At 68.6% G+C, this 17534-nt stretch carries 24 protein-coding genes; 9 read left to right on the forward strand and 15 right to left on the reverse strand.

Annotated features, from left to right (window positions below):
* The first annotated feature begins 74 nt into the window (after positions 1-74).
* A complete protein-coding gene (locus tag BVI061214_RS05835; RefSeq protein WP_053767628.1) occupies positions 75-1382 on the forward strand; it encodes a MiaB/RimO family radical SAM methylthiotransferase in 1308 nt (435 codons plus the stop codon).
* A gap of 9 nt (positions 1383-1391) precedes the next feature.
* On the forward strand, positions 1392-1709 hold the full coding sequence (locus BVI061214_RS05840; protein WP_003044123.1) for a histidine triad nucleotide-binding protein: 318 nt from the start codon (positions 1392-1394) through the stop codon (positions 1707-1709).
* Here BVI061214_RS05840 and BVI061214_RS05845 read toward each other — a convergent pair.
* Entirely contained in the window at positions 1706-2134 is a 429-nt protein-coding gene (locus tag BVI061214_RS05845; protein WP_053767629.1) for a bifunctional nuclease family protein, read from the reverse strand. The genes BVI061214_RS05840 and BVI061214_RS05845 overlap by 4 nt on opposite strands.
* A gap of 22 nt (positions 2135-2156) precedes the next feature.
* Here BVI061214_RS05845 and BVI061214_RS05850 point away from each other — a divergent pair, with 22 nt between their 5' ends.
* From BVI061214_RS05850 to BVI061214_RS05860, 3 genes are all read left to right on the forward strand, one after another.
* On the forward strand, positions 2157-2693 hold the full coding sequence (locus BVI061214_RS05850) for a phosphoribosyltransferase family protein (protein ID WP_156303229.1): 537 nt from the start codon (positions 2157-2159) through the stop codon (positions 2691-2693).
* A 9-nt stretch (positions 2694-2702) separates the two neighbouring features.
* Positions 2703-3230 (forward strand): type I phosphoribosyltransferase, encoded by a 528-nt coding sequence (locus BVI061214_RS05855; protein WP_053767630.1) that lies wholly within the window; start codon positions 2703-2705, stop codon positions 3228-3230.
* A 62-nt stretch (positions 3231-3292) separates the two neighbouring features.
* Complete coding sequence (locus BVI061214_RS05860) at positions 3293-4675, forward strand: S-layer homology domain-containing protein (protein WP_053767631.1); 1383 nt, start codon at positions 3293-3295, stop codon at positions 4673-4675.
* Here the strand turns inward: BVI061214_RS05860 and BVI061214_RS05865 are convergent.
* Both BVI061214_RS05865 and BVI061214_RS05870 read right to left on the reverse strand, forming a co-directional pair.
* The gene (locus BVI061214_RS05865; RefSeq protein WP_003044139.1) at positions 4651-5256 is read right to left on the reverse strand and encodes an HAD family hydrolase; all 606 of its coding nucleotides are present in this window, start codon (positions 5254-5256) and stop codon (positions 4651-4653) included. The genes BVI061214_RS05860 and BVI061214_RS05865 overlap by 25 nt on opposite strands.
* 27 nt (positions 5257-5283) lie before the next feature.
* Positions 5284-5805, reverse strand: a complete 522-nt coding sequence (locus BVI061214_RS05870) for a 5-formyltetrahydrofolate cyclo-ligase (RefSeq protein WP_053767632.1) — start codon at positions 5803-5805, stop codon at positions 5284-5286.
* 75 nt (positions 5806-5880) lie between these two features.
* Here BVI061214_RS05870 and BVI061214_RS05875 point away from each other — a divergent pair, with 75 nt between their 5' ends.
* A complete protein-coding gene (locus BVI061214_RS05875) occupies positions 5881-6117 on the forward strand; it encodes an FmdB family zinc ribbon protein (protein ID WP_053767633.1) in 237 nt (78 codons plus the stop codon).
* 49 nt (positions 6118-6166) lie between these two features.
* Positions 6167-7096 (forward strand): prohibitin family protein, encoded by a 930-nt coding sequence (locus BVI061214_RS05880; RefSeq protein ID WP_053767634.1) that lies wholly within the window; start codon positions 6167-6169, stop codon positions 7094-7096.
* On the opposite strand, the gene BVI061214_RS05885 is transcribed toward BVI061214_RS05880, so the two are convergent.
* Genes BVI061214_RS05885 through BVI061214_RS05900 form a run of 4 tightly spaced genes read right to left on the reverse strand, consistent with a single transcriptional unit; the run spans position 7068 to position 9437 of the window.
* Positions 7068-7541 carry a DUF192 domain-containing protein gene (locus BVI061214_RS05885; protein ID WP_053767635.1) on the reverse strand — a complete coding sequence of 158 codons (474 nt, stop codon included), beginning with the start codon at positions 7539-7541 and terminating at the stop codon, positions 7068-7070. The genes BVI061214_RS05880 and BVI061214_RS05885 overlap by 29 nt on opposite strands.
* Positions 7514-8104 (reverse strand): DUF192 domain-containing protein, encoded by a 591-nt coding sequence (locus BVI061214_RS05890; RefSeq protein ID WP_248841730.1) that lies wholly within the window; start codon positions 8102-8104, stop codon positions 7514-7516. Before BVI061214_RS05890 ends, BVI061214_RS05885 begins: the two co-directional genes overlap by 28 nt.
* Before the next feature lie 7 nt (positions 8105-8111).
* Positions 8112-8708, reverse strand: coding sequence for a dTMP kinase (gene tmk / locus BVI061214_RS05895; protein ID WP_053767636.1), 597 nt, complete (start codon positions 8706-8708; stop codon positions 8112-8114).
* Positions 8709-9437, reverse strand: a complete 729-nt coding sequence (locus BVI061214_RS05900) for a Nif3-like dinuclear metal center hexameric protein (protein WP_053767637.1) — start codon at positions 9435-9437, stop codon at positions 8709-8711.
* Between the two features lie 63 nt (positions 9438-9500).
* On the opposite strand from BVI061214_RS05900, the gene BVI061214_RS05905 reads away from it, so the two are divergent.
* Complete coding sequence (locus BVI061214_RS05905) at positions 9501-11303, forward strand: S9 family peptidase (protein ID WP_053767638.1); 1803 nt, start codon at positions 9501-9503, stop codon at positions 11301-11303.
* Here the strand turns inward: BVI061214_RS05905 and BVI061214_RS05910 are convergent.
* The 6 genes from BVI061214_RS05910 to BVI061214_RS05935 are packed head-to-tail and all read right to left on the reverse strand — an operon-like array spanning position 11300 to position 13561.
* On the reverse strand, positions 11300-11566 hold the full coding sequence (locus BVI061214_RS05910; RefSeq protein ID WP_003044164.1) for a DUF3467 domain-containing protein: 267 nt from the start codon (positions 11564-11566) through the stop codon (positions 11300-11302). The genes BVI061214_RS05905 and BVI061214_RS05910 overlap by 4 nt on opposite strands.
* Entirely contained in the window at positions 11563-11910 is a 348-nt protein-coding gene (locus BVI061214_RS05915) for a roadblock/LC7 domain-containing protein (protein WP_053768599.1), read from the reverse strand. Before BVI061214_RS05915 ends, BVI061214_RS05910 begins: the two co-directional genes overlap by 4 nt.
* Before the next feature lie 8 nt (positions 11911-11918).
* Positions 11919-12248 carry a roadblock/LC7 domain-containing protein gene (locus tag BVI061214_RS05920; RefSeq protein ID WP_003044170.1) on the reverse strand — a complete coding sequence of 110 codons (330 nt, stop codon included), beginning with the start codon at positions 12246-12248 and terminating at the stop codon, positions 11919-11921.
* Positions 12236-12646, reverse strand: coding sequence for a roadblock/LC7 domain-containing protein (locus BVI061214_RS05925; RefSeq protein WP_248841731.1), 411 nt, complete (start codon positions 12644-12646; stop codon positions 12236-12238). The genes BVI061214_RS05920 and BVI061214_RS05925 overlap by 13 nt, the downstream gene beginning before the upstream one ends.
* Positions 12647-12655: 9 nt before the next feature.
* Positions 12656-13240, reverse strand: coding sequence for a recombination mediator RecR (gene recR / locus BVI061214_RS05930; protein WP_003044176.1), 585 nt, complete (start codon positions 13238-13240; stop codon positions 12656-12658).
* Positions 13241-13243: 3 nt separating this feature from the next.
* On the reverse strand, positions 13244-13561 hold the full coding sequence (locus BVI061214_RS05935) for a YbaB/EbfC family nucleoid-associated protein (RefSeq protein ID WP_003044181.1): 318 nt from the start codon (positions 13559-13561) through the stop codon (positions 13244-13246).
* A 30-nt stretch (positions 13562-13591) separates the two neighbouring features.
* On the opposite strand from BVI061214_RS05935, the gene hemB reads away from it, so the two are divergent.
* Positions 13592-14572, forward strand: coding sequence for a porphobilinogen synthase (hemB, locus tag BVI061214_RS05940; RefSeq protein ID WP_053767639.1), 981 nt, complete (start codon positions 13592-13594; stop codon positions 14570-14572).
* On the opposite strand, the gene BVI061214_RS05945 is transcribed toward hemB, so the two are convergent.
* Together BVI061214_RS05945 and BVI061214_RS05950 are read right to left on the reverse strand one after the other, a co-directional pair.
* Entirely contained in the window at positions 14569-15762 is a 1194-nt protein-coding gene (locus BVI061214_RS05945; protein WP_053767640.1) for an MFS transporter, read from the reverse strand. The genes hemB and BVI061214_RS05945 overlap by 4 nt on opposite strands.
* A 41-nt stretch (positions 15763-15803) precedes the next feature.
* Positions 15804-17513: a hypothetical protein gene (locus BVI061214_RS05950; protein WP_053767641.1), complete on the reverse strand. Its 1710-nt coding sequence runs from the start codon at positions 17511-17513 to the stop codon at positions 15804-15806.
* Between the last annotated feature and the right edge of the window lie 21 nt (positions 17514-17534).

Consider the following 17534-nt stretch of genomic DNA (forward strand, 5'->3'; position numbering starts at 1 on the left):
AACCTATTGGGCTTTCATGGCAAGTGGGGGGGCTCACATTGACGGGACTCCCCAAGCCTACCAGAATGGGAAGGATGCGCGCCGCTTTCCGCACCCTGGGGTGCAAGGTGAACCAGGTGGAGACCGAGGCCCTCCTGGGCTTCCTCAAGGCTCTGGAGCCGGAGGTGGTGCCTGTGGAGGCCGGGGGGGCGGACCTGGTGGTCATCAACACCTGCGCCGTCACCACCACCGCCGAGGCCGACGCCCGCAAGGAGATCCGCCGGGCCAGGCGGCACAACCCCGAGGCCTTCATCGTGGTCACCGGCTGCTACGCCGAGCTTTCCCCCGAGGAGGTAGAGGCCCTGGGGGCGGACGCCGTGGTGCCCAACGCCCGCAAGGCCGAGCTTCCCAAGGTGATTCTGGAACGCTTCGGCCTGCCCTCGGACCCCATCACCACCCCGCCCAACGAGTTCTGGGGGGCGGGGGAGCGGGGGCTTTTGAATAGCCGGGTCCGGGCCTTCCTCAAGGTGCAGGACGGGTGCCAGGCGGGGTGCGCCTACTGCATCATCCCTAGGCTTAGGGGCAAGGAAAGGCACCGGGACTACCGGGAAGCCCTGGCCGAAGCCGAGGCCCTCCTCCGTGTGGGCATCAAGGAGATCGTCCTCACCGGGGTGCGCCTCGGGAGCTACCGGGGCCACCCCAGGGGCCTGGCGGGCCTGGTGGAGGACCTCTACCACCTGGGGGCCAAGGTGCGCCTTTCCTCCATTGAGCCCGAGGACACGGGGGAAGAGCTCCTAAGGGTCATCGCCCGCTACGCCCCAGAGGTCCGCCCCCACCTCCACCTCTCCCTGCAGACGGGCTCGGACCGCCTCCTCAAGCTCATGGGCCGCCGCTACGATAAGGCCTACTACCGGGCCCTGGTCCAGAGGGCCTACGAGCTCATTCCCGGCTTCGCCCTCACCACCGACGTGATCGCCGGCCTGCCCACGGAGACCGAGGAGGAGCACCGGGAGACCATGGCCTTTCTGGAGGAGCTCAGGCCCACCCGGGTCCACGCCTTCACCTACACCCCCAGGCCCAAGACCAGGGCCGCCTCCATGCCCCAGGTGCCCATAGAGGTGAGAAAGCGCCGCACCCGGGAGCTCATCGCCCTGGCCCAGCGCCTGGCGGAGGAGCGCATAAGGCCCAAGCTGGGGGGAGAGGTGGAGGTCCTGGTGGAAAGGAGGCAGGGCGGGTTCCTCCTGGGCCACACCCCGGACTACTACGAGGCCCGCCTCGAGGGCCAGGCCCTCCCCGGCGAGACGATCTTGATGGCGGTGGAGGGGGTGGAGGGGTACACCCTCCTCGGGCGGGTGGTGGAGGTCAGGGAAAAGGCCTCTCCCGCCCTGCCCCTGGCCCGCTAGAATGGTCCCATGGACTGCGTCTTCTGCCGCATCATCGCCGGGGAGCTTCCCGCCAGAAAGGTCTACGAGGACCAGGGCTTCGTGGCCTTCCACGACATCCGCCCCCGGGCCCCGGTCCACGTCCTGGTGGTGCCCAAGGAGCATGTGGCGAAGCTCTCCGACTACCCCGACGACGAGGTGGGGGAGAGGAAGCTGGGGGCCCTGTTCCGAACCGCCAACCGGGTGGCCCGGCTTCTGGGCCTGGAGGGCTACAAGGTCCAGGTGCACGTGGGGGAAAAGGGGGGGCAGGAGGTCTTCCACGTACACGTCCACGTCATGGGGGGCTAGGCCTCTGCGGCCCCGTGGGGCTTGAGGCTGGCCTCCTCCACCCCCGCCTTGTCCATCACCTCCTCCGCCACAAGGATGGGAGCCCCCGCCCGCAGGGCCAGGGCCATGGCGTCGGAGGGGCGGGCGTCCACCTCCAGCTCAATGCCCCGGTGCTCCAGGATGAGCCGGGCGTAGAAAGTGCCGTCTTTGAGGTCTATGATCTCCACTCGCTTCAGTTTGGCCTGGAGCATGTCCATCACCGAAAGGAGGAGGTCCGGGGTGAGGGGGCGGGGGGGCTTTTCCCCCTGGAGGGCCACCATAATGTGATGGGCCTCGAGGGGGCCGATGACGATGGGCAGAAGCTTGTCGTTCTCCGCCCTGAGGAGGACCACCACGCTACCGTTCTGGGGGTCCACGCCCAGGGTCTCTATCTTGGCGCTCAGCATGCCTTCAGTATAGACTGGCGGCGTGAGGACCTACCCTGTGGAGATCGCCGGGGTAAGAAGGGAGCTTCCCATCGTCCAGGTGGGGCCGGATGTGGCCGTGGCCCTCCTCAACCTCCTGGGGGACACCGAGCTCACGGAGGCCGCCGCCGAGGAGCTGGCCAAGCGCCTGCCCCCCGAGGCGGAGACCCTGGTCACCCCCGAAGTCAAGGCGGTGCCCCTGGCCCACGCCCTTTCCCGCATCACCGGCAAGCCCTACGTGGTGGCGCGAAAGACCGAGAAGCCCTACATGATCAACCCCATAAGCCGCCAGGTCCTCTCCATCACCACGGGCAAGCCCCAGCTTCTGGTGCTGGACGGGGCTGACGTCCCCCTGATCCGGGGGAAAAAGGTGGCCATCGTGGACGACGTGGTCTCCACGGGCTCCACCCTCTCGGGCCTCAGGGAGCTCATAGAGAGCGTGGGTGGGCAGGTGGTGGCCGTTTTGGCGGTCTTCACCGAGGGCACGCCCCGCCAGGACGTGATCGCCTTGGGCCACCTGCCCCTTTTCAAGCCGGAGTAGGAGGGCGGTATGGAAACCTATCCCATCACGATCGGCGGCGTCACCCGGCACGTGCCCCTCATTGAGCCCCTTCCCGGGCGGCGCATTCCCCTGGTGGAGTTTCTGGGGGACCCGGAGCTGGTGCGGGCGGCGGCCGAGGCCCTAAAGCCCCTGGTGCCCAAGGACACCGAGGTCCTCTTCACCACCGAGACCAGCCCCATCCCCCTCACCCACGTCCTGGCGGAGGAGATGGGCCTCCCCTACGTGGTGGCCAGGAGGCGGCGCCGCCCCTACATGGAGGACCCCATCATCCAGGAGGTGGAGACCCTGACCCTGGGGGTGGGGGAGGTCCTCTGGCTGGACCGCCGCTTCGCCGAGAAGCTCCTTAACCAGAAGGTGACCCTGATCTCCGACGTGGTCTCCAGCGGGGAGACCATGAAGGCCATGGAGAAGGTGGTCCTCCGGGCCGGGGGGCACGTGGTGGCCCGCATCGCCGCCTTCCGGCAGGGGACTCCGGGCCTCGAGGTCCTCACCGTGGCCGAGCTCCCGGTGCTGTAGCCCGAAGCGCCCAGGGCTTTACGGGTTCCAGCCCACCTGGGTATTTTGGACGGGGGGCGTTTATGAAGCTGAGTTGGAGCGTGGGTGTGTTGCTGGCGGTGGGCGGCTGGGCCTGGGCCGCTTTTTCCGATATTCCTCCTGGGCCCCTGGCCGAGCAGGTGGAGGAGGTGGCGCAGGCTGGCTGGCTTCAGGGCTACCCCGATGGCACCTTCCGGGGTCAGGAGCCCCTGAACCGCTACCAGCTGGCGGGCGCTTTGGGGCGGGTTTTGCGGGACCTTGGGGTGGAGGCCAAGCCTGTGGCCTTCAAGGACGTCCCCCCGGGCCACTGGGTCCTGGAGCCCCTGGCCCTGGCGGTCACCTGGGGGCTGGTGGCCGGTTACCCCGACGGCACCTTTCGCGGCCAGGAGCCCCTGACCCGGGCGGCCTTGGCGGTGGTGCTGGCCCGCCTGGCCGAGCGGCTGGGCGCGGACAAGGAGGCGCCTTTACCCTGGGACGTGCCCAAGGACCACTGGGCGGCTTCCGCTGTGCGCAAGGTGGTGGGCTTAGGCTTGATGGCCCTGAATCCCGATGGCTCCTTCGGGCTGAATGCGGTGGTGAACCGCTACCAGCTGGCCATGGCCTTGGCCGCCCTGAAGCCGTGGGTGGAGGCGCGCCGCAGCTCCCCCAGGCAAGCTGAGAAGGCCCAGCAGGTCCCCCAGCCCGCCAAGGCTCCAGAAGCTTTGCCTTCCGGTTCCTCTGCAGAGACCTTGGACCTGGCTGCCCGGTGGGTGGGGATGATGCGGGGCCAGGTGGTGGCGTTGGGGGAGAAGGTGTACTCCCTAGCCCCTGAGGGGGTGAAGGAACTGGGTCCGGGTTCTGGGGACGCGGTTCTGCCGCCATGGCGCCTTGTGGGAGGGGCCTTGGAGGACGGAAAGAACCGGTACGTTCCCTTGGGGCAGGGAGGGGGTAAGGAGGTGTTGCCCGCCGTCTTCCGCCGCATGCGTTCCGGGCACCTGACCTTGGACCCCTCGGGGAACTACCTTCTTTTGGTCAGCGCCGAGCCCCTCTGCGACTGCCAGAGCCGGGTGGTGCGCCTGGCCCTGCTCCTGTCCAGCCCGGTGGGCCTTTATGCGGAATACGTTTACCTTCTAGACCAGCCTGGCAACCGGGTAGTGGGGGTAGCGTGGCCGGAGCCCAAGAACCTGCTGGTCTTGGAGGAGGGCGGTGACCGGGCGCTTCTTTACCGCCTCAACCTGAACGCCGGGGAGGATATCGCCTTCACCACCTGGGATGAGGGCGGCTTGGAGGAGCGCACGCCTTTGCCGGTGAGGCCGGTGACCAAGGTGCTCCTGGCCGAGCTTCCTTTGAAAGGGGCTAACGGGGTCGCTTTGGAGGGTAAGGACCGCCTCCTCACCGTGGTGGAGGGGAAGCTGGTTCGGTTTCAGCTCCCCAGCGCTCTTTGGTAGGCGTACACCTCCGCTCGGAGGCCCAGCCTCCGGGCGGCCTCCACGTTTTCTGGGTCGTCGTCCAGGTAAAGGGTCTCCTCGGGCTTCAGGCCCATGGCCTTTAGGGCCAGGAGAAAGGCCTCGGGGTTGGGCTTGGCCACCCCGAGCGAGGTGGAGGCGAAGAACCCCTCCACGTAATGGGCCAGGCCGTGGTGGGCCAGGCTCTCTTGGAGGCTGGGCAGGGTGTTGGAGAGGACCCCGATTTTTAGGCCCCTGGCCTTGAGGGCCCGTAGGAGGGCCTCCGCTCCCGGGGCCCGCTTCATGAAGCGGTAGTAGCGCCAGGGCAGGAGGCGCTCCTGGGGAAGGTTAAGCGCCTCGGCCGCCTCGGCCACCAGGCGGCGCCAGAGGGCCTCCTCCTCCTCCAGGGTCCTCACCGCTAGGCTCCGCACCGCCTCCTCCAGGGTCCGCATCCCCCGGGCCAGGACGGCCAGGCTCCGCTCAAGCCCCGCTCCATAAGCGGCCAGCTCCAGGGCCTTTTTGTAAAGGGCTTCCTCGTCCAGAAGGAGGAGCACCCCGTCCCGGTCCAGAAGGGCTCCCCGCATGGGGTGAGTCTAGCACCAAAGCCGGCTTCAGGCGACGGGCCAAACCCCCCTTTCGCTGGCTAGGTGGGCCACGGGCACATCCCAGGGGTCCCTGGGCAGGCGGGGAAGGAGGAGGGCCTCCGGCACCACCCCCAGGGTTTCCGCCCGCACCGAGGCCAGGAAGCGGTCGTAGTAGCCCTGGCCGTGGCCTAGGCGGTACCCCTCCCGGTCAAAGGCCAGGCCTGGCACCACCACCAGGTCCAGGACCCCGGGGTCCACGGGGGGGGTGGTGGGCTCCAGGAGGCCAAAGGGCCCCGGGGCCAGGGGGCCAAAGGGGTGAACGGTAAGCCCCTGCCCCGCCACCTTGGGCAGGTAGTAGCGGGCGGGGTAGCCCTCGAGGAGGGGGGTGAGGTCCAGCTCGTGGGGAAGGGGGTGGTAGAGGAGGATGTTCCCGAAGCCCCGGGCCCTTAGCCAGGGGAGGAGGGCCTTCAGGACCTCCTCGGCCAGGGCCTTCCGGTCCAGGGAGCGCCAGACGCGGCGGGCCCAGCGCCTGAGGGCGGCTTTGTCCACGGGGGGAGGGTACCACTCGGGGGCCTTGACACTCAATGGCTTTGAGTGTCAGAATGGCGGGAGGAGGGTAAGGGTATGCCGGTCTACGTGTACAAGGGCCTGGAAACCGGAAACTACTACGAGTTTGAGCAGGGCTTCCACGATGAGCCCCTCAAGGCGCACCCGGAGACGGGGGAGCCCTTGAAGCGGGTCATCACCCCGCCCGCCATCATCTTCAAGGGCTCGGGCTGGCACGTGAAGGACTACGCCAAGAAGGGCTCGGAAAAGTCGGAGTCTTCGGAAAAGTCGGAGTCTTCGGAAAAGAAGGAGTAGGGCCTTTCGCCGGGGGCCTGGGGTTAGCCCCAGGCCTTATACTTTTTTCATGCTGAACCTGGTGAGCCTTGTCTTGATCCTCCTGGGGGTGGGCCTCCTCTTCACCCCAAGGAGGCGCCTGGCCCCGTCCCTCCTGGGGCTTGGGGGTTTGCTCCTCCTTCTGGCCAACAGCTTTGTGGTGGTGCCGGCGGGGCACGTGGGGGGGGTCTTCAACATCCTGAGGGGGGTCCAGGACAGGCCCCTTTACGAGGGGGTCCACTTCGTGGTGCCGGGACTGCAGCAGGTGGTCCTCTACGATGCCCGCGTCAAAGAGGTGACCCTTTCCGCCCCCCACGAGGGAGAGAGGCGGGCGGACACCTCCATTCGGGCCCGCTCCAAGGAGGGCCTGGAGATCGGGGTGGACGTGACGGTCCAGTACCGGATCCTCAAGGACCGGGCCCCTAAACTCCACCAGGAGGTGGGGCCAGGGTACCTGGAGACCCTGATCGTGCCCCAGGTGCGCTCCAAGGTGCGGGACGCCGTGGGTCTCTTCAACGCCGCCGAGCTCATCAGCACCCAGCGCACCGCCCTGGAGACCTCGGTGATCCAGGGCCTCGAGGAAACCCTCCGCCAGTACCACATTGAGCTAATCTCCGTCCTCCTGCGGGAGATCCGCATCCCCGAGGCCGTGGCCAAGGTCATTGAGGAGAAGCAGACCGCCGAGCAGCAGGTGCAGATTGAGATCAACCGCCGCAAGCAGGCGGAGATCGCCGCCGAGCGCCGGGTCATTGAGGCCAAGGGGGAGCGGGACGCCGCGATCCTTCGGGCTGAAGGCGAGGCCAAGGCCATTGAGCTCAGGGGCCGGGCCCTGAAGAACGCCCCCGAGGTGGTCCAGCTCACCTTCGCCGAGAAGCTGGCCCCCGGGGTGCAGACGGTCTTCGTCCCCTCCACGGGGAACTTCCTCCTGGACCTCAGGGGCCTGGAGAGGCCGTCCCGCTAGGGGCTACCCGGTCCCCGGGGCGTAGGGCGAGGAGGCCCTCCCGCACCTCCAGGACCCCCCGGTAGGCGGTGCCGGGGCTCACGCTCTCCCCGGGCCGCAGGTGGGCCACTTTGAGGACCCGCCCCTCCCCGTCCAGGAAGGCCACCACTACGGGGAAGCGGTACCCCTCGGCGCTGAAGGGGGCGTCCGTGGCCTCGGGGAAGAGGTAGAGGAGGGCCTCGAGGCCCTCCTGCCGCAGGCCCAGGCCCCGGGCCCAGGCCTCGGGGGTGCGGGCCAAGCGGCCCTTGAGGAGGCGGGGGCCCTCCTCCGTCTCCACCAAAATCCCTGTGGGCGGGGGCGGCCCGGGGTAGCGCCTGGCCGCCAGGAGGTAGCCCAATAGGGAGAAGACCGAGAGGAGGATGAGGAGGGCGAAGGCGGCTAGGGGGAAGAGGGGGTTTCGTTCCACGGCTTGGGCCAGAGCTTGAGGGCCTCGCCCCCCACCCTAGCTCCCTCCTTGAGGCCTCGGCGGCGGAACCAGCCCTGGTTGACCTCCAGGGCCCCCTGGTAGACCACCCCGGGGTAGTAGACGGGGCAGGGGTCGGCTCGGCAGGGCTCCATGTCCAGGATGCGGAGGATCACCCCCTGGCGGTCAAAGAAGGCGATGGAGAGGGGGATCAGGGTGTTCTTCATCCAGAACCCCCCCGCCGTGGGGGCGGGGAAGAGGAAGACCATGCCCTCGTCCTCAGGCAAAGCCTTGCGGAACATGAGGCCTTGGGCCTGGCGCTCGGGGGTGTCGGCCACCTCCACCTTGAGGAAGTGGCGCTTTCCCCCCTGCTCCACGTAGAGGGTGCTCTTGGGAAAGGTCAGGCCCTGGGCCAGGGCCAAGAGGAAGAGGCCCAGGGCTAGGTACCCCACCGCGGCCTTTGCCGCGGTGGGGACCCCAGAAAAGCCCTTCCACAGCCCCGGCTTGGGCACCCTATGTCGCAAAACCAACGTGCGGGCACTTAAGGCGGCGCGGAGGGGGGCCATGGGGCCATTATGGCAGAAGGGGGAGGAGGTGGGCCTGGATCCTCTGGGCCACGGCCTCCACGCTCTCGGTGGCGTCCAGGACCACGAAGCGGTGGGGCTCCTCCTTGGCCAGGAAGAGGTAGCCCTCCCGCACCCTTTGGAAGAAGGCGAGGCCTTCCCGCTCCAGGCGGTCGGGGTCCTTCACCCGCCTTAGGGCCTCCTCCGGGGGGAGGTCCAGGAGGAAGGTGAGGCGGGGGGTGAGGCCCAACGTGGCCTCCTTGGCCACCTCCAGAAGCCAGGGGAGGGGGAGGCCCCGGCCAAAGCCCTGGTAGGCCAGGCTGGAGTCCAGGTAGCGGTCGGAGACCACCCAAGCCCCAGCCTCGAGGCTAGGGAGGATCACCTTGCGCACGTGCTCCGCCCGGTCGGCGCTGAAGAGGAGGTACTCCGCCTCCGGGGAGAGTTCCCCTCTAAGGAGGAGGTCCCGCACCCCAGGAAGCCCCCCGCCGGGCTCCCGGGTGAGGACCACCGGAAGGCCCCTCCCCTCCAGGAAGGCGGCGAGAAGCTTCGCCTGGGTGGACTTGCCGCTTCCGTCCAGGCCCTCGAGGGTCAGGAAGAGGCCCGCCATCTAAAGCCCCGTGGGGTGGTCCAGGAAGACCCAGGGGAGGCCAAAGCGCTCGTAAAGGTGTTGGGCCAACGCCTTGACCCCGAAGGTCTCCGTGTCGTAGTGCCCGGCGTAGATGACGTTGAGGCCCCGCTCAAAGGTCTCGTGGAAGACGGCGTGCTTGGGCTCGCCGGTGATGAAGAGGTCGGCGTCCACCTTAGGAAGGAGGCCCGTGCCCGAGCCCGAGACGATGATGACCGTCTCCACCTGGTCCAGTCCCCCCTGGTGCACCAGGGGCTGCATCCCGGTCAGCTGGCCCAGGCGGTCGGCCACCTGGAGGAGGGGGGTGGGCAGGGGAAACCGCCCCCTCACCCCCACGTCCCAGGGGGTCAGGTCCAGAAGCCCCAGGTCCCGGGCCAGGACGAAGTTGTTGCCCACCTCCGGGTGGGCGTCCAGGGGCAGGTGGGCGGCGTAGAGGTTGATCCCCCCCTGGAAGAGGAGCGCAAGCCGCCTTTTGTGGTGGCCCACGATGGGGAAGGGCCGGCCCCAGAAGAGGCCGTGGTGGACCAGGAGGAAGTCCACCCCCTCCTCCAGGGCCTTGCGGAAGATGGCCTCGCCCGCGTCCACCGCCGCCCCCACCTTGGTCACCCGGGGCTTCCCCTCCACCTGCAGGCCGTTGAGGGAGGGGTCCTGGGGGAAGGCCTCGAGGTCCAGGTACCCGTTCAGGTAGCGCACCAGCTCGTCCCGGTCCACGGGGCCAGCTTACCGGAAAAGGGCGCCCCTTGCGGGCGAATGACCGGTCAGTATCATGGGGGCATGGAACCGGAAATCCTTTACAGGTTTCGCTTCCTCTCCGACCTCACGCCCGGCCCTGAGGGATTGCCCCTTTTCCTCCTCACGGACATCGTGGAGGGCGATCCGCCCCGCTACCGCACCCGCCTGGCCCTTTACGACGGCACCTTGCGCTTCCTCACCCAGGAGGAGGCCAGAAAGCCCCGCTACCAGGCCCCTCACGTCTACTTCCTGCGCAGGGTGGGGGAAGGCCAGGAGCTCTTCCGGCTGGACCTTCGGGGCGGGGAGGCGGAAAGGCTCACCGAGACGGCGGGGGTTCTGGACTACGCCCTGGGCCCCCAGGGCCAGGTGGCCTTCCTGGCCCTTAAGGAGGCCCCCAGGCCGGGAACCCCCCGGGTCTTTGAGGGCTGGCCCTTCAAGTTTGACGGCAAGGGGCTCCTTCCCGAGGGGCAGGTGGCCCTTTACCTCCTAAAAGACGGGGAGAAGCGCCTTCTCCTCTCCCGCTACCCCGCCCCCAAGGAGATGGTCTTCGCCCCCGAAGGCCTTTACCTGGTGATGCCCGAGGACCTGAAGGCCCAGAGGGAGGGGCGGGACACCCTTTTCCTCCTGGAGGAGGGGGGCCTGAGGAAGGTCTACGGGGGCGTGGGCCCCATCCAGGCCCTGGAGTGGAGCCCGGAAGGCCTCTTCTTCCTGGGCCACGCCTTTGAGCGGGGCGGGGGGACGGAGGCCAGGCTCTACCACCTCCAGGAGGGAAGGGCCCGGGTCCTCCTGGAGGGGAGCCTAGGGAACTCCATCAACTCGGACCTGCGTTTTGGCGCCCACGCCCAGGGGCCCAGGTGGGGGGAAGACGGGGTCTATCTGGTGCGCACGGAGGCGGGGGAGGCCAGGCTCTGCCGGGTGGGCTTGGACGGGCGGGCCGAGGCCCTGCCCGCGGGGGGGAGCGTCCTGGCCTTCGCCAAGACGGAGAAGGGGCTTTTCCTCCTCACCGAGGACTTCACCCGCCCGGCCCGGCTGGAGGGGCCTTTGGGAACCCTGGACCCCAACGAGGGGCTTGCCCTGCCCGAACCCCTTTACACGGCCTGGGAAAGCCCCAGGGGGCACGTGGTCCCGGGCTTTGTCCTCCTGCCGGAAGGGGAAGGCCCCCACCCCTTGATCCTCTACATCCACGGGGGGCCCCACACCGCCTTCGGCCGGGCCCCCATGCTGGAGCTGGCCCTGTTCCAGAAGGCAGGCTACGCCGTGGCCTTCGCCAACCCCAGGGGCTCCACGGGCTACGGCCAGGACTACGCCCTCCTGGAAGGGGCCTGGGGGGAGCGGGACGAGGAGGACCTCCTGGGCTTTTTGGACCACGTCCTGGCCCGCTTCCCCCTGGACCCTGAGCGGGTGGGGGTGGCGGGGGGAAGCTACGGGGGGTACATGGTGAACTGGCTCACCGCCCGCCACCCCCATCGCTTCCGGGCGGCGGTGACCGACCGGAGCATCTGCAACTGGTTTAGCTTCTTTGGGGCCAGCGATATCGGCCCCCGCTTCACCTTCCTGGAGCTTTTCGCCACGCCTTGGGAGGCCCCTGAGGTCCTGTGGGAGAAAAGCCCCCTGCGCCTGGCCCACCAGGTGAAGACCCCCACCCTGGTGGTGCATGCCGAGCAGGACCACCGCTGCCCCATAGACCAGGGGGAGGCCTGGTACACGGCCCTCCTCCACCTGGGGGTGAAGACCCGCTTTTTCCGGGTGCCCGAGGAGGGGCACGAGCTTTCCCGCTCCGGCAGGCCCGACCGCCGAGTAGCCCGGCTCAGGGCCTACCTGGACTGGTGGCGGGAAAACCTCTAGGCCTGGTTTTCCGCTATTGGCTCCGGGATAGGGCCGAAGGTCTCTTCGTAGCGGGCTACGTTTTCCGCCAGGCTCCTGAGGAGGGCCTTGGCGTGCTGGGGGCTGGTGATGATGCGGCTCACCACCAGGGCCCCGCCCTGGGGCTGGAGAAGGGCGAAGTCCAGGATGAACTCGTTCTTGGTGTGGGCGATGAGGGCCAGGTTGGTGTAGCGGCCGATGGCGGTGTCCTTGTCAATCTGGATGTCCAGCTTCAGCTCGTTCATGCTAAGGCCTCCGTGATCTGGGGCAGCGCTCGCTTTAAGGCCAACCGCGCCCGGCCCAGGCTCCGCACCCCGTCCAGAAAGAGGAGCAGGTGGTGGCCGGGTAGCGGAGCCAGGAGGAGCACCCCCTCCGGGTACTCTACCATGACCTCCTCTAGACCCTCCTGGCCCAGGGTCTGGCCCAGGGCCTTGGCGGTGCCCAGGACGGTGGCCGCCCGGGCGGAGAGGAGGCTGGGATCGGGGGCCCCCTCCTCCCGTACCTCTTCCACCACGAAGCCGTCCTCGCTGAGGAGCGCGGCCACCCGAACCCCCTTGGTGGCCTTTAGTTCCTGCAGGGCTTCTCTCACCACGCCTCCTAGAGATTCTCTAGCTTAAGGGCGATGCGGGAAAGCTCCTGGCCGACGGCCTTTCGGTCCATGCCCCGTTCCAGCACCGCCCCCAGGAGGTAGTTCCCCACCTTCAGGGCCAGGACCTCGAGGCCCTCGGTGGCCATGGTGAAGCGGCGCACCTCCCCGCCCAAGGCCTCCGCCAGCGGGGCCATGTGCCGGGCCAGGGAGGCCAGCTCTGCCGCCAGCACCTCGGCGGAAGGGGTTCCCCGGCCCAAAGCCTCAATGACCAGGCCGTCCAGGCCCGTCAGCACCGCCCGCTTCACCCCAAGGGGAGCCAGGCTTTCTAGGTAAGCCATCCCGTCACCTCTCCTAGGGCGCTTCCTACCCTAGCTGCCTGGAGCCGGGCCTGGCCCAGGTTGGCCTCCGGGCTCAGGAGGAGAAGGAGGAAGAGTTCTTTGCCCAGCATCCGGGCATAGCCTACCACAGGGCTTGCCCCCACCCAAAGCTCCTGAAGGGTAGGCGAACCCAGGGCGCTGGCGTAGGCGGCCCTGGCCTGGCGGAGGAGGGCGGCGTGCTCGGCGATGGCGGCCTCCAGGTCCACCCGGCGCCTTTTAACCCCTTCCACCAAGAGGCCTTCCAGGTTGCCGATGGCGGCGGCGTGGGCCCCTTCCACCCGGTATAGGAGCTCCTGAAGGAGATCTTCCACGCGCTTTTCCATCTGACGGTCCAAAAGCCCTGGGCAGCTTCCCAGCATGGGGTGGTATTAGAGGGGCTTTCGCCCCTCCAGAGCCCGGCCCAGGGTCACCTCGTCCACGTACTCCAGGCTGCCCCCCACGGGCAGGCCGTAGGCCAGGCGGGTGGCCTTCACCCCCCGCTTTTTCAGCTCCTCGGCCAGAAAGAGGGCGGTGGCCTCCCCCTCCACGGTCATGGAGGTGGCCAGGATGACCTCCCGCACCTCTTGGAGCCTCGGCCAGAGGCTTTCCAGGTTGAGGTCCTTGGGCCCCACGCCCTCCAAGGGGTTCAAAGCCCCGCCCAGCACGTGGTAGACCCCGGAAAACTCCCCGCTCCGCTCTAGGGCGTAGAGGTCGGCCACGGTCTCCACCACCGCCAAAAGGGCGCGGTCCCGCCCTTCGTCCTGGCAGATGGGGCAGAGCTCCCCCTCCGCCAGGTTGCCGCAGACCCGGCAGACCCCGAGGTCCCTAAGGGCCGCCAAGCCCTCCTTGAGCTCCTCGGCCACCTCCTTGTGGAAGGCCAGAAAGAGGGCCAGCTTCTGGGCGGTCTTGGGGCCGATGCCGGGAAGGCGGGAGAGGGCCCGGGCGAGCTTGAGGAGGCTTTCTGGGTAGCGCATGGGCTAGAGGAGCTTCCCCAGCATGTCCCCCACCCCGCCCAGCTCCCGGGCCATCTCCTTCTCTGAAAGCTCGTGGGCCTTCTTCTGGGCGTCCTGGATGGCCACCAAAAGGAGGTCCTCCAGGCCCTCGAGGTCGTCCTGAAAGGCCTTCAGGACCTCGGGCTTGAGGCGCAGGGCCAGGATCTTGCCGTGGCCATTGGCCTCCACCTCCACCAGGCCCTGGGCCGTGCCCACCACGGTCATCCTCTCCAGGCGCTCCTGGACCTCGGCCGCCTTCTTCTGGGCTTTCTGGGCTTCCTTCAAGAGCTTCTGCAGGTTCATGCTCCCTCCCCTCTGAGTATAGTGGAAGCCATGGAGCGCCCAAGAAGGCTACGTTCCCCCCTCCTGAGGCCCTTGGTGGCCGAGGTGGAGCTCTCAGCGAAGCACCTCGTCCTCCCCCTTTTCGTGAAAGAGGGGGGAGAGAGGGAGGAGGTCCCCTCCATGCCCGGGGTCTTCCGCCACCCCCTTTCCGAGCTTCCCCGGGTGGGGGAGGAGGCCCTTAAGGCGGGCCTGGGCGGGGTGATCCTCTTTGGGGTGCTCCCGGAGGCGGCCAAGGACCCCCTGGGGAGGGGCGCCTACGCCGAGGAGGGGGTGGTCCAGCGGGCCATCCGTCTCCTCAAGAGGGAGCTCCCCGAGCTTCTCGTCATGGCCGACACCTGCCTTTGCGAGTACACGGACCACGGCCACTGCGGCGTGGTCCGGGAAGGCCCCCTGGGCTTTTACGTGGACAACGACGCCACCTTGGAGCTCCTCGCCAAGACCGCCCTCTCCCAGGCCCAGGCGGGGGCGGACGTGGTGGCCCCGAGCGCCATGATGGACGGGCAGGTTAAGGCCATCCGCCAGGCCTTGGACGGGGCGGGGTACGCCCACGTGCCCATCCTCTCCTACGCGGTGAAGTACGCCTCCGCCTTCTACGGCCCCTTCCGGGAGGCGGCGGGGAGCGCCCCCCAGTTCGGGGACCGCGCGGGCTACCAGATGGACCCCAAGGCGGGGCTCTGGGACGCCCTGAGGGAGGCGGCCTTGGACGATTTAGAAGGCGCCGACATGCTCATGGTGAAGCCCGCTCTGCCCTACCTGGACGTCCTGCGGGAGCTCAAAGGCCGCTTCGCCAAGCCCCTCTTCGCCTACCAGGTCTCCGGGGAGTACGCCATGCTGAAGGCGGCGGCCCTGAAGGGGTGGCTGGACGAAAGGCGGGCGGTTTTGGAAAGCCTCTACGCCCTCCGCCGGGCCGGGGCCCAGGGGATCCTCACCTACTACGCCCTCGAGGCCGCCCGCTGGCTCAAGGAAGCTTAGACGGCCTCTCCTCTGGGCGCGGGGATGCCTCCGGTGAGGAGGACGTAGCCCGCCGCCAGGCTCACCATGACCCCCGCCAGGAGGAAGACCATGGGGGCCCCGATCTGGCCCTCCAAGGCCCCGCCCAGCATGGTGCCCGTGAGGACGGCGGCGTTCATCACGGCGCTGAAGGCGGCGAAGATCCGCCCCCGCATCTCCTGGGGGGTGTTGAGCTGCAGGATGGAGCGGGCGGGGACGATGAAGGCCATGTTCAAAAACCCCCCCAGGAAGAAGGCCACGAGCACCCAGGCGAAGACGGGGAAGGCCCCGATGGAAGCCTCAAAGATCCCGAAGAGGAAGAGGGCGTAGAGGAAGAGGCGTTCCCTGGGAAGGCGCTTGAGGAGGTAGGGCATGGCAAGCCCCCCAAGGATGGCCCCCAGGGCCATGGCCGCCTCCATGAAGCCGAAGCCCGCCGAGCCCACCCCCAGCCACTTGATGGCCAGGACCACCCCCAAGGCGGTCTCCACCGAGCCGAAGCAGGCGGCGGCGAAGAGGGTGCCCACCGCGCGCCTTATGGTGGGGTGGCGGAGGAGGTGGCCCAGGCCCTCCTTCACCCGCTCCAGGTACCCCGCCTTGGGGAGGCGCTCCGGCCTTAAGGGAGGTAGGCCCGTGAGGAGGAGGCCCGAGGCCAGATAGGTGAGGGCGTCCAGGTAGAAGGCGAAGGCCGGGCCCACTGTGGCCACCAAGACCCCGGCGGCTCCCACGAAGAGCACCTCCGAGAGGCGGTCGGCGAGGAGGATGAGGCTATTGGCCTCGTCCACCTCCTCCTTGGGCACCAGGTCGGGGACCACGGCGTTCTGGATGGGGTCGTGGAGGTCCCGCAGGAGCTCCATGAGGAAGACGAGGAGGAGAAGGACGGGCAGGCTCTTGGCCCCCAGGAGGGGGATCAGGGCCACCAGGGGGGCGCGGAGGAGGTCGGACCAAACCAGAAGCCGCTTGCGATCCTGGGTGTCCGCCCAGGCCGAGAGAAGAGGGGAGAAGACCACGGTGCCGAGAAGCTGCACCCCGAGGACCAGGGACACCCAGAGGGCGTTTTCCGTGAGGAGGTAGACCAACACGAGAAGGGCCACCCGGTGAATCTTGCTCCCCGCCTGGGAGACCAGGTAGGAGAGGATGAGGCGGGTGAAGGCTTTGTGCCTCAGGACTTTCATAGGCCTCCTTGCCCGGGATTATATCAAGGAGACCTTTTGCGTCAAGGTGTTCCAACCACCAGGTAGGCGAGCCGCCTGCCCTCTCGGGCCAGGATGAGGGCCCCTTCGGCCAGGCGGTAGACCAGGAGGTCCTTGAGGCGCCGGGGCACCTCTCCTGCCTGGCCCACGTAGACCCCGTCCTCCTTAAGCCGGAGGGAGAGCACGGCGCTGCCCACCTTGAGGCTTTGGGGCTCGGGAGAGAGGGAGAGGAGGTGGACCTCCCCCCCCAGGGTTTCCCGGGTGGGGGGGCGGCGGCCCAGGTATTCCCGCAAGGCTTCCGCCAGGGTGCGGGCCTCCCCCTCCAAGCCCAGGGCCTGCCCCACCTCCAGGAGGAGGGGTTCGGGGTCCTGGCCCCCCAGGCGCTTCAGCGTGACCTCGAGGCCCTTGCGGGCGAAGTCTAGGAGGGCTTCCTCCGGGGCCTGGCGGTACTTTTCCGCAAGCCTTGGACCCAGCTCCTCGGGGCGGAACTCCCCCTTGAGCTTGGCGAAGAGGCCCCGGAGGAGGCGCAGGTAGGCGTAGTCTCCCTTGGGCGAGAGGAGAAGGGCCAGGACCCGGCCCTCGGAGAGGAGCTCGTAAAGCCTGAGGCCGCTTCGGGCCTCGAGCCTCAGGTGGAGGAGGTCCCCTTCCCGGACCGCCCACACCTCCAGGTCCTCCCAGGGCAGGACCTGGCTCTCCTCCAGGACGTGGTCCTCCCCGGCCAGGCCCAGGTACCAGGTCCCGTCCACCTGGCTTAAGGTGAGGACCAAAGGGCCCAGGGCCACGCGGCCCGGGGCCAGGGGGACCGTGGCCAGGGTTTCCTGCACCTCCCCAAGCGGGGGCACCTCGGGCCAGGGGTTTTCCCCCTGGGGGACGGGCAGGAGGTTCAGCAGGGCCAGCGCCTTCTCCTGGGCCACCCGGAAGCGGCGCCGCTCCTCCTCCAGAAGAAGCTCCCGCCGCCTCTCCTCCTTGGCCTCCTCCCTGAGGCGCTCCTCCAGGCGGGCGATCTCCTTCTCCCCCGCCCCCAGGCGCCTGGCCTCCTCCAGGGCCCGCCTCAGGGCCAAAAGGTCCCGCTTGGGGGGTAGGCCATAGGCCTCGTCCCAGTCCAGGAGGCGGTTAAGGAAGCGGCGCACGTAGTTTCTGGTCTCCTCCGGGGGGATGGGGAGGTCTTGGGGGATGCGGAGGGCGGTCTCCAGGTACTCCAAAAGGAGGGCCTCCGCCACCTTGGGGTCCTCGAGGTCCAGGAGGCTGTCCGTGAGGGAGGGGATGGGATGGGTGGGCGTGAAGCGGGAGAGGTTGTAGTCCCGCTTGAACTCGGGTTTTTCCCGGTAGTCCAGGTAGTTCTGCAAGAAGGCGTGGATGAGGCGGAGCTCCTCCCGCCGGCCCGAAAGGAGGTCCTTGGCCCGGGCCCTGGCCTCCCGGGAGGCCAGGAGGCGCCAGACCTTGAGGGCCAGGGCGTGGAGGACCCCCTCTGCTTCCGTCCTGGTCGGCTCGGGCGCTTCGGGGACCAGGGTGGGAAGCTCCAGGGCGGGGGGCGGCTCGGCGCCCCCCCTCAGGGCCCGGAAGCGGGCGTCGGCCTGGCGGAAGCGCTTGGCCAGGGGGGCCGGGAGCCGGGCCTGGGCCAGGAAGGCCCGGAGCTCCAGGAGGGCCCGCTTGCCCCCTTTTGGGGGGCGGCCTTGGGCCAGGTCCTCCACCCGGTACTCGTAGAGGTCCACCAGGTCGGCCAGGCGCTCCACGCTCCCATCCTATACAATGAA

The sequence above is a fragment of the Thermus aquaticus genome (genome assembly GCF_001280255.1).
In the GTDB taxonomy this organism is placed as follows: domain Bacteria; phylum Deinococcota; class Deinococci; order Deinococcales; family Thermaceae; genus Thermus; species Thermus aquaticus.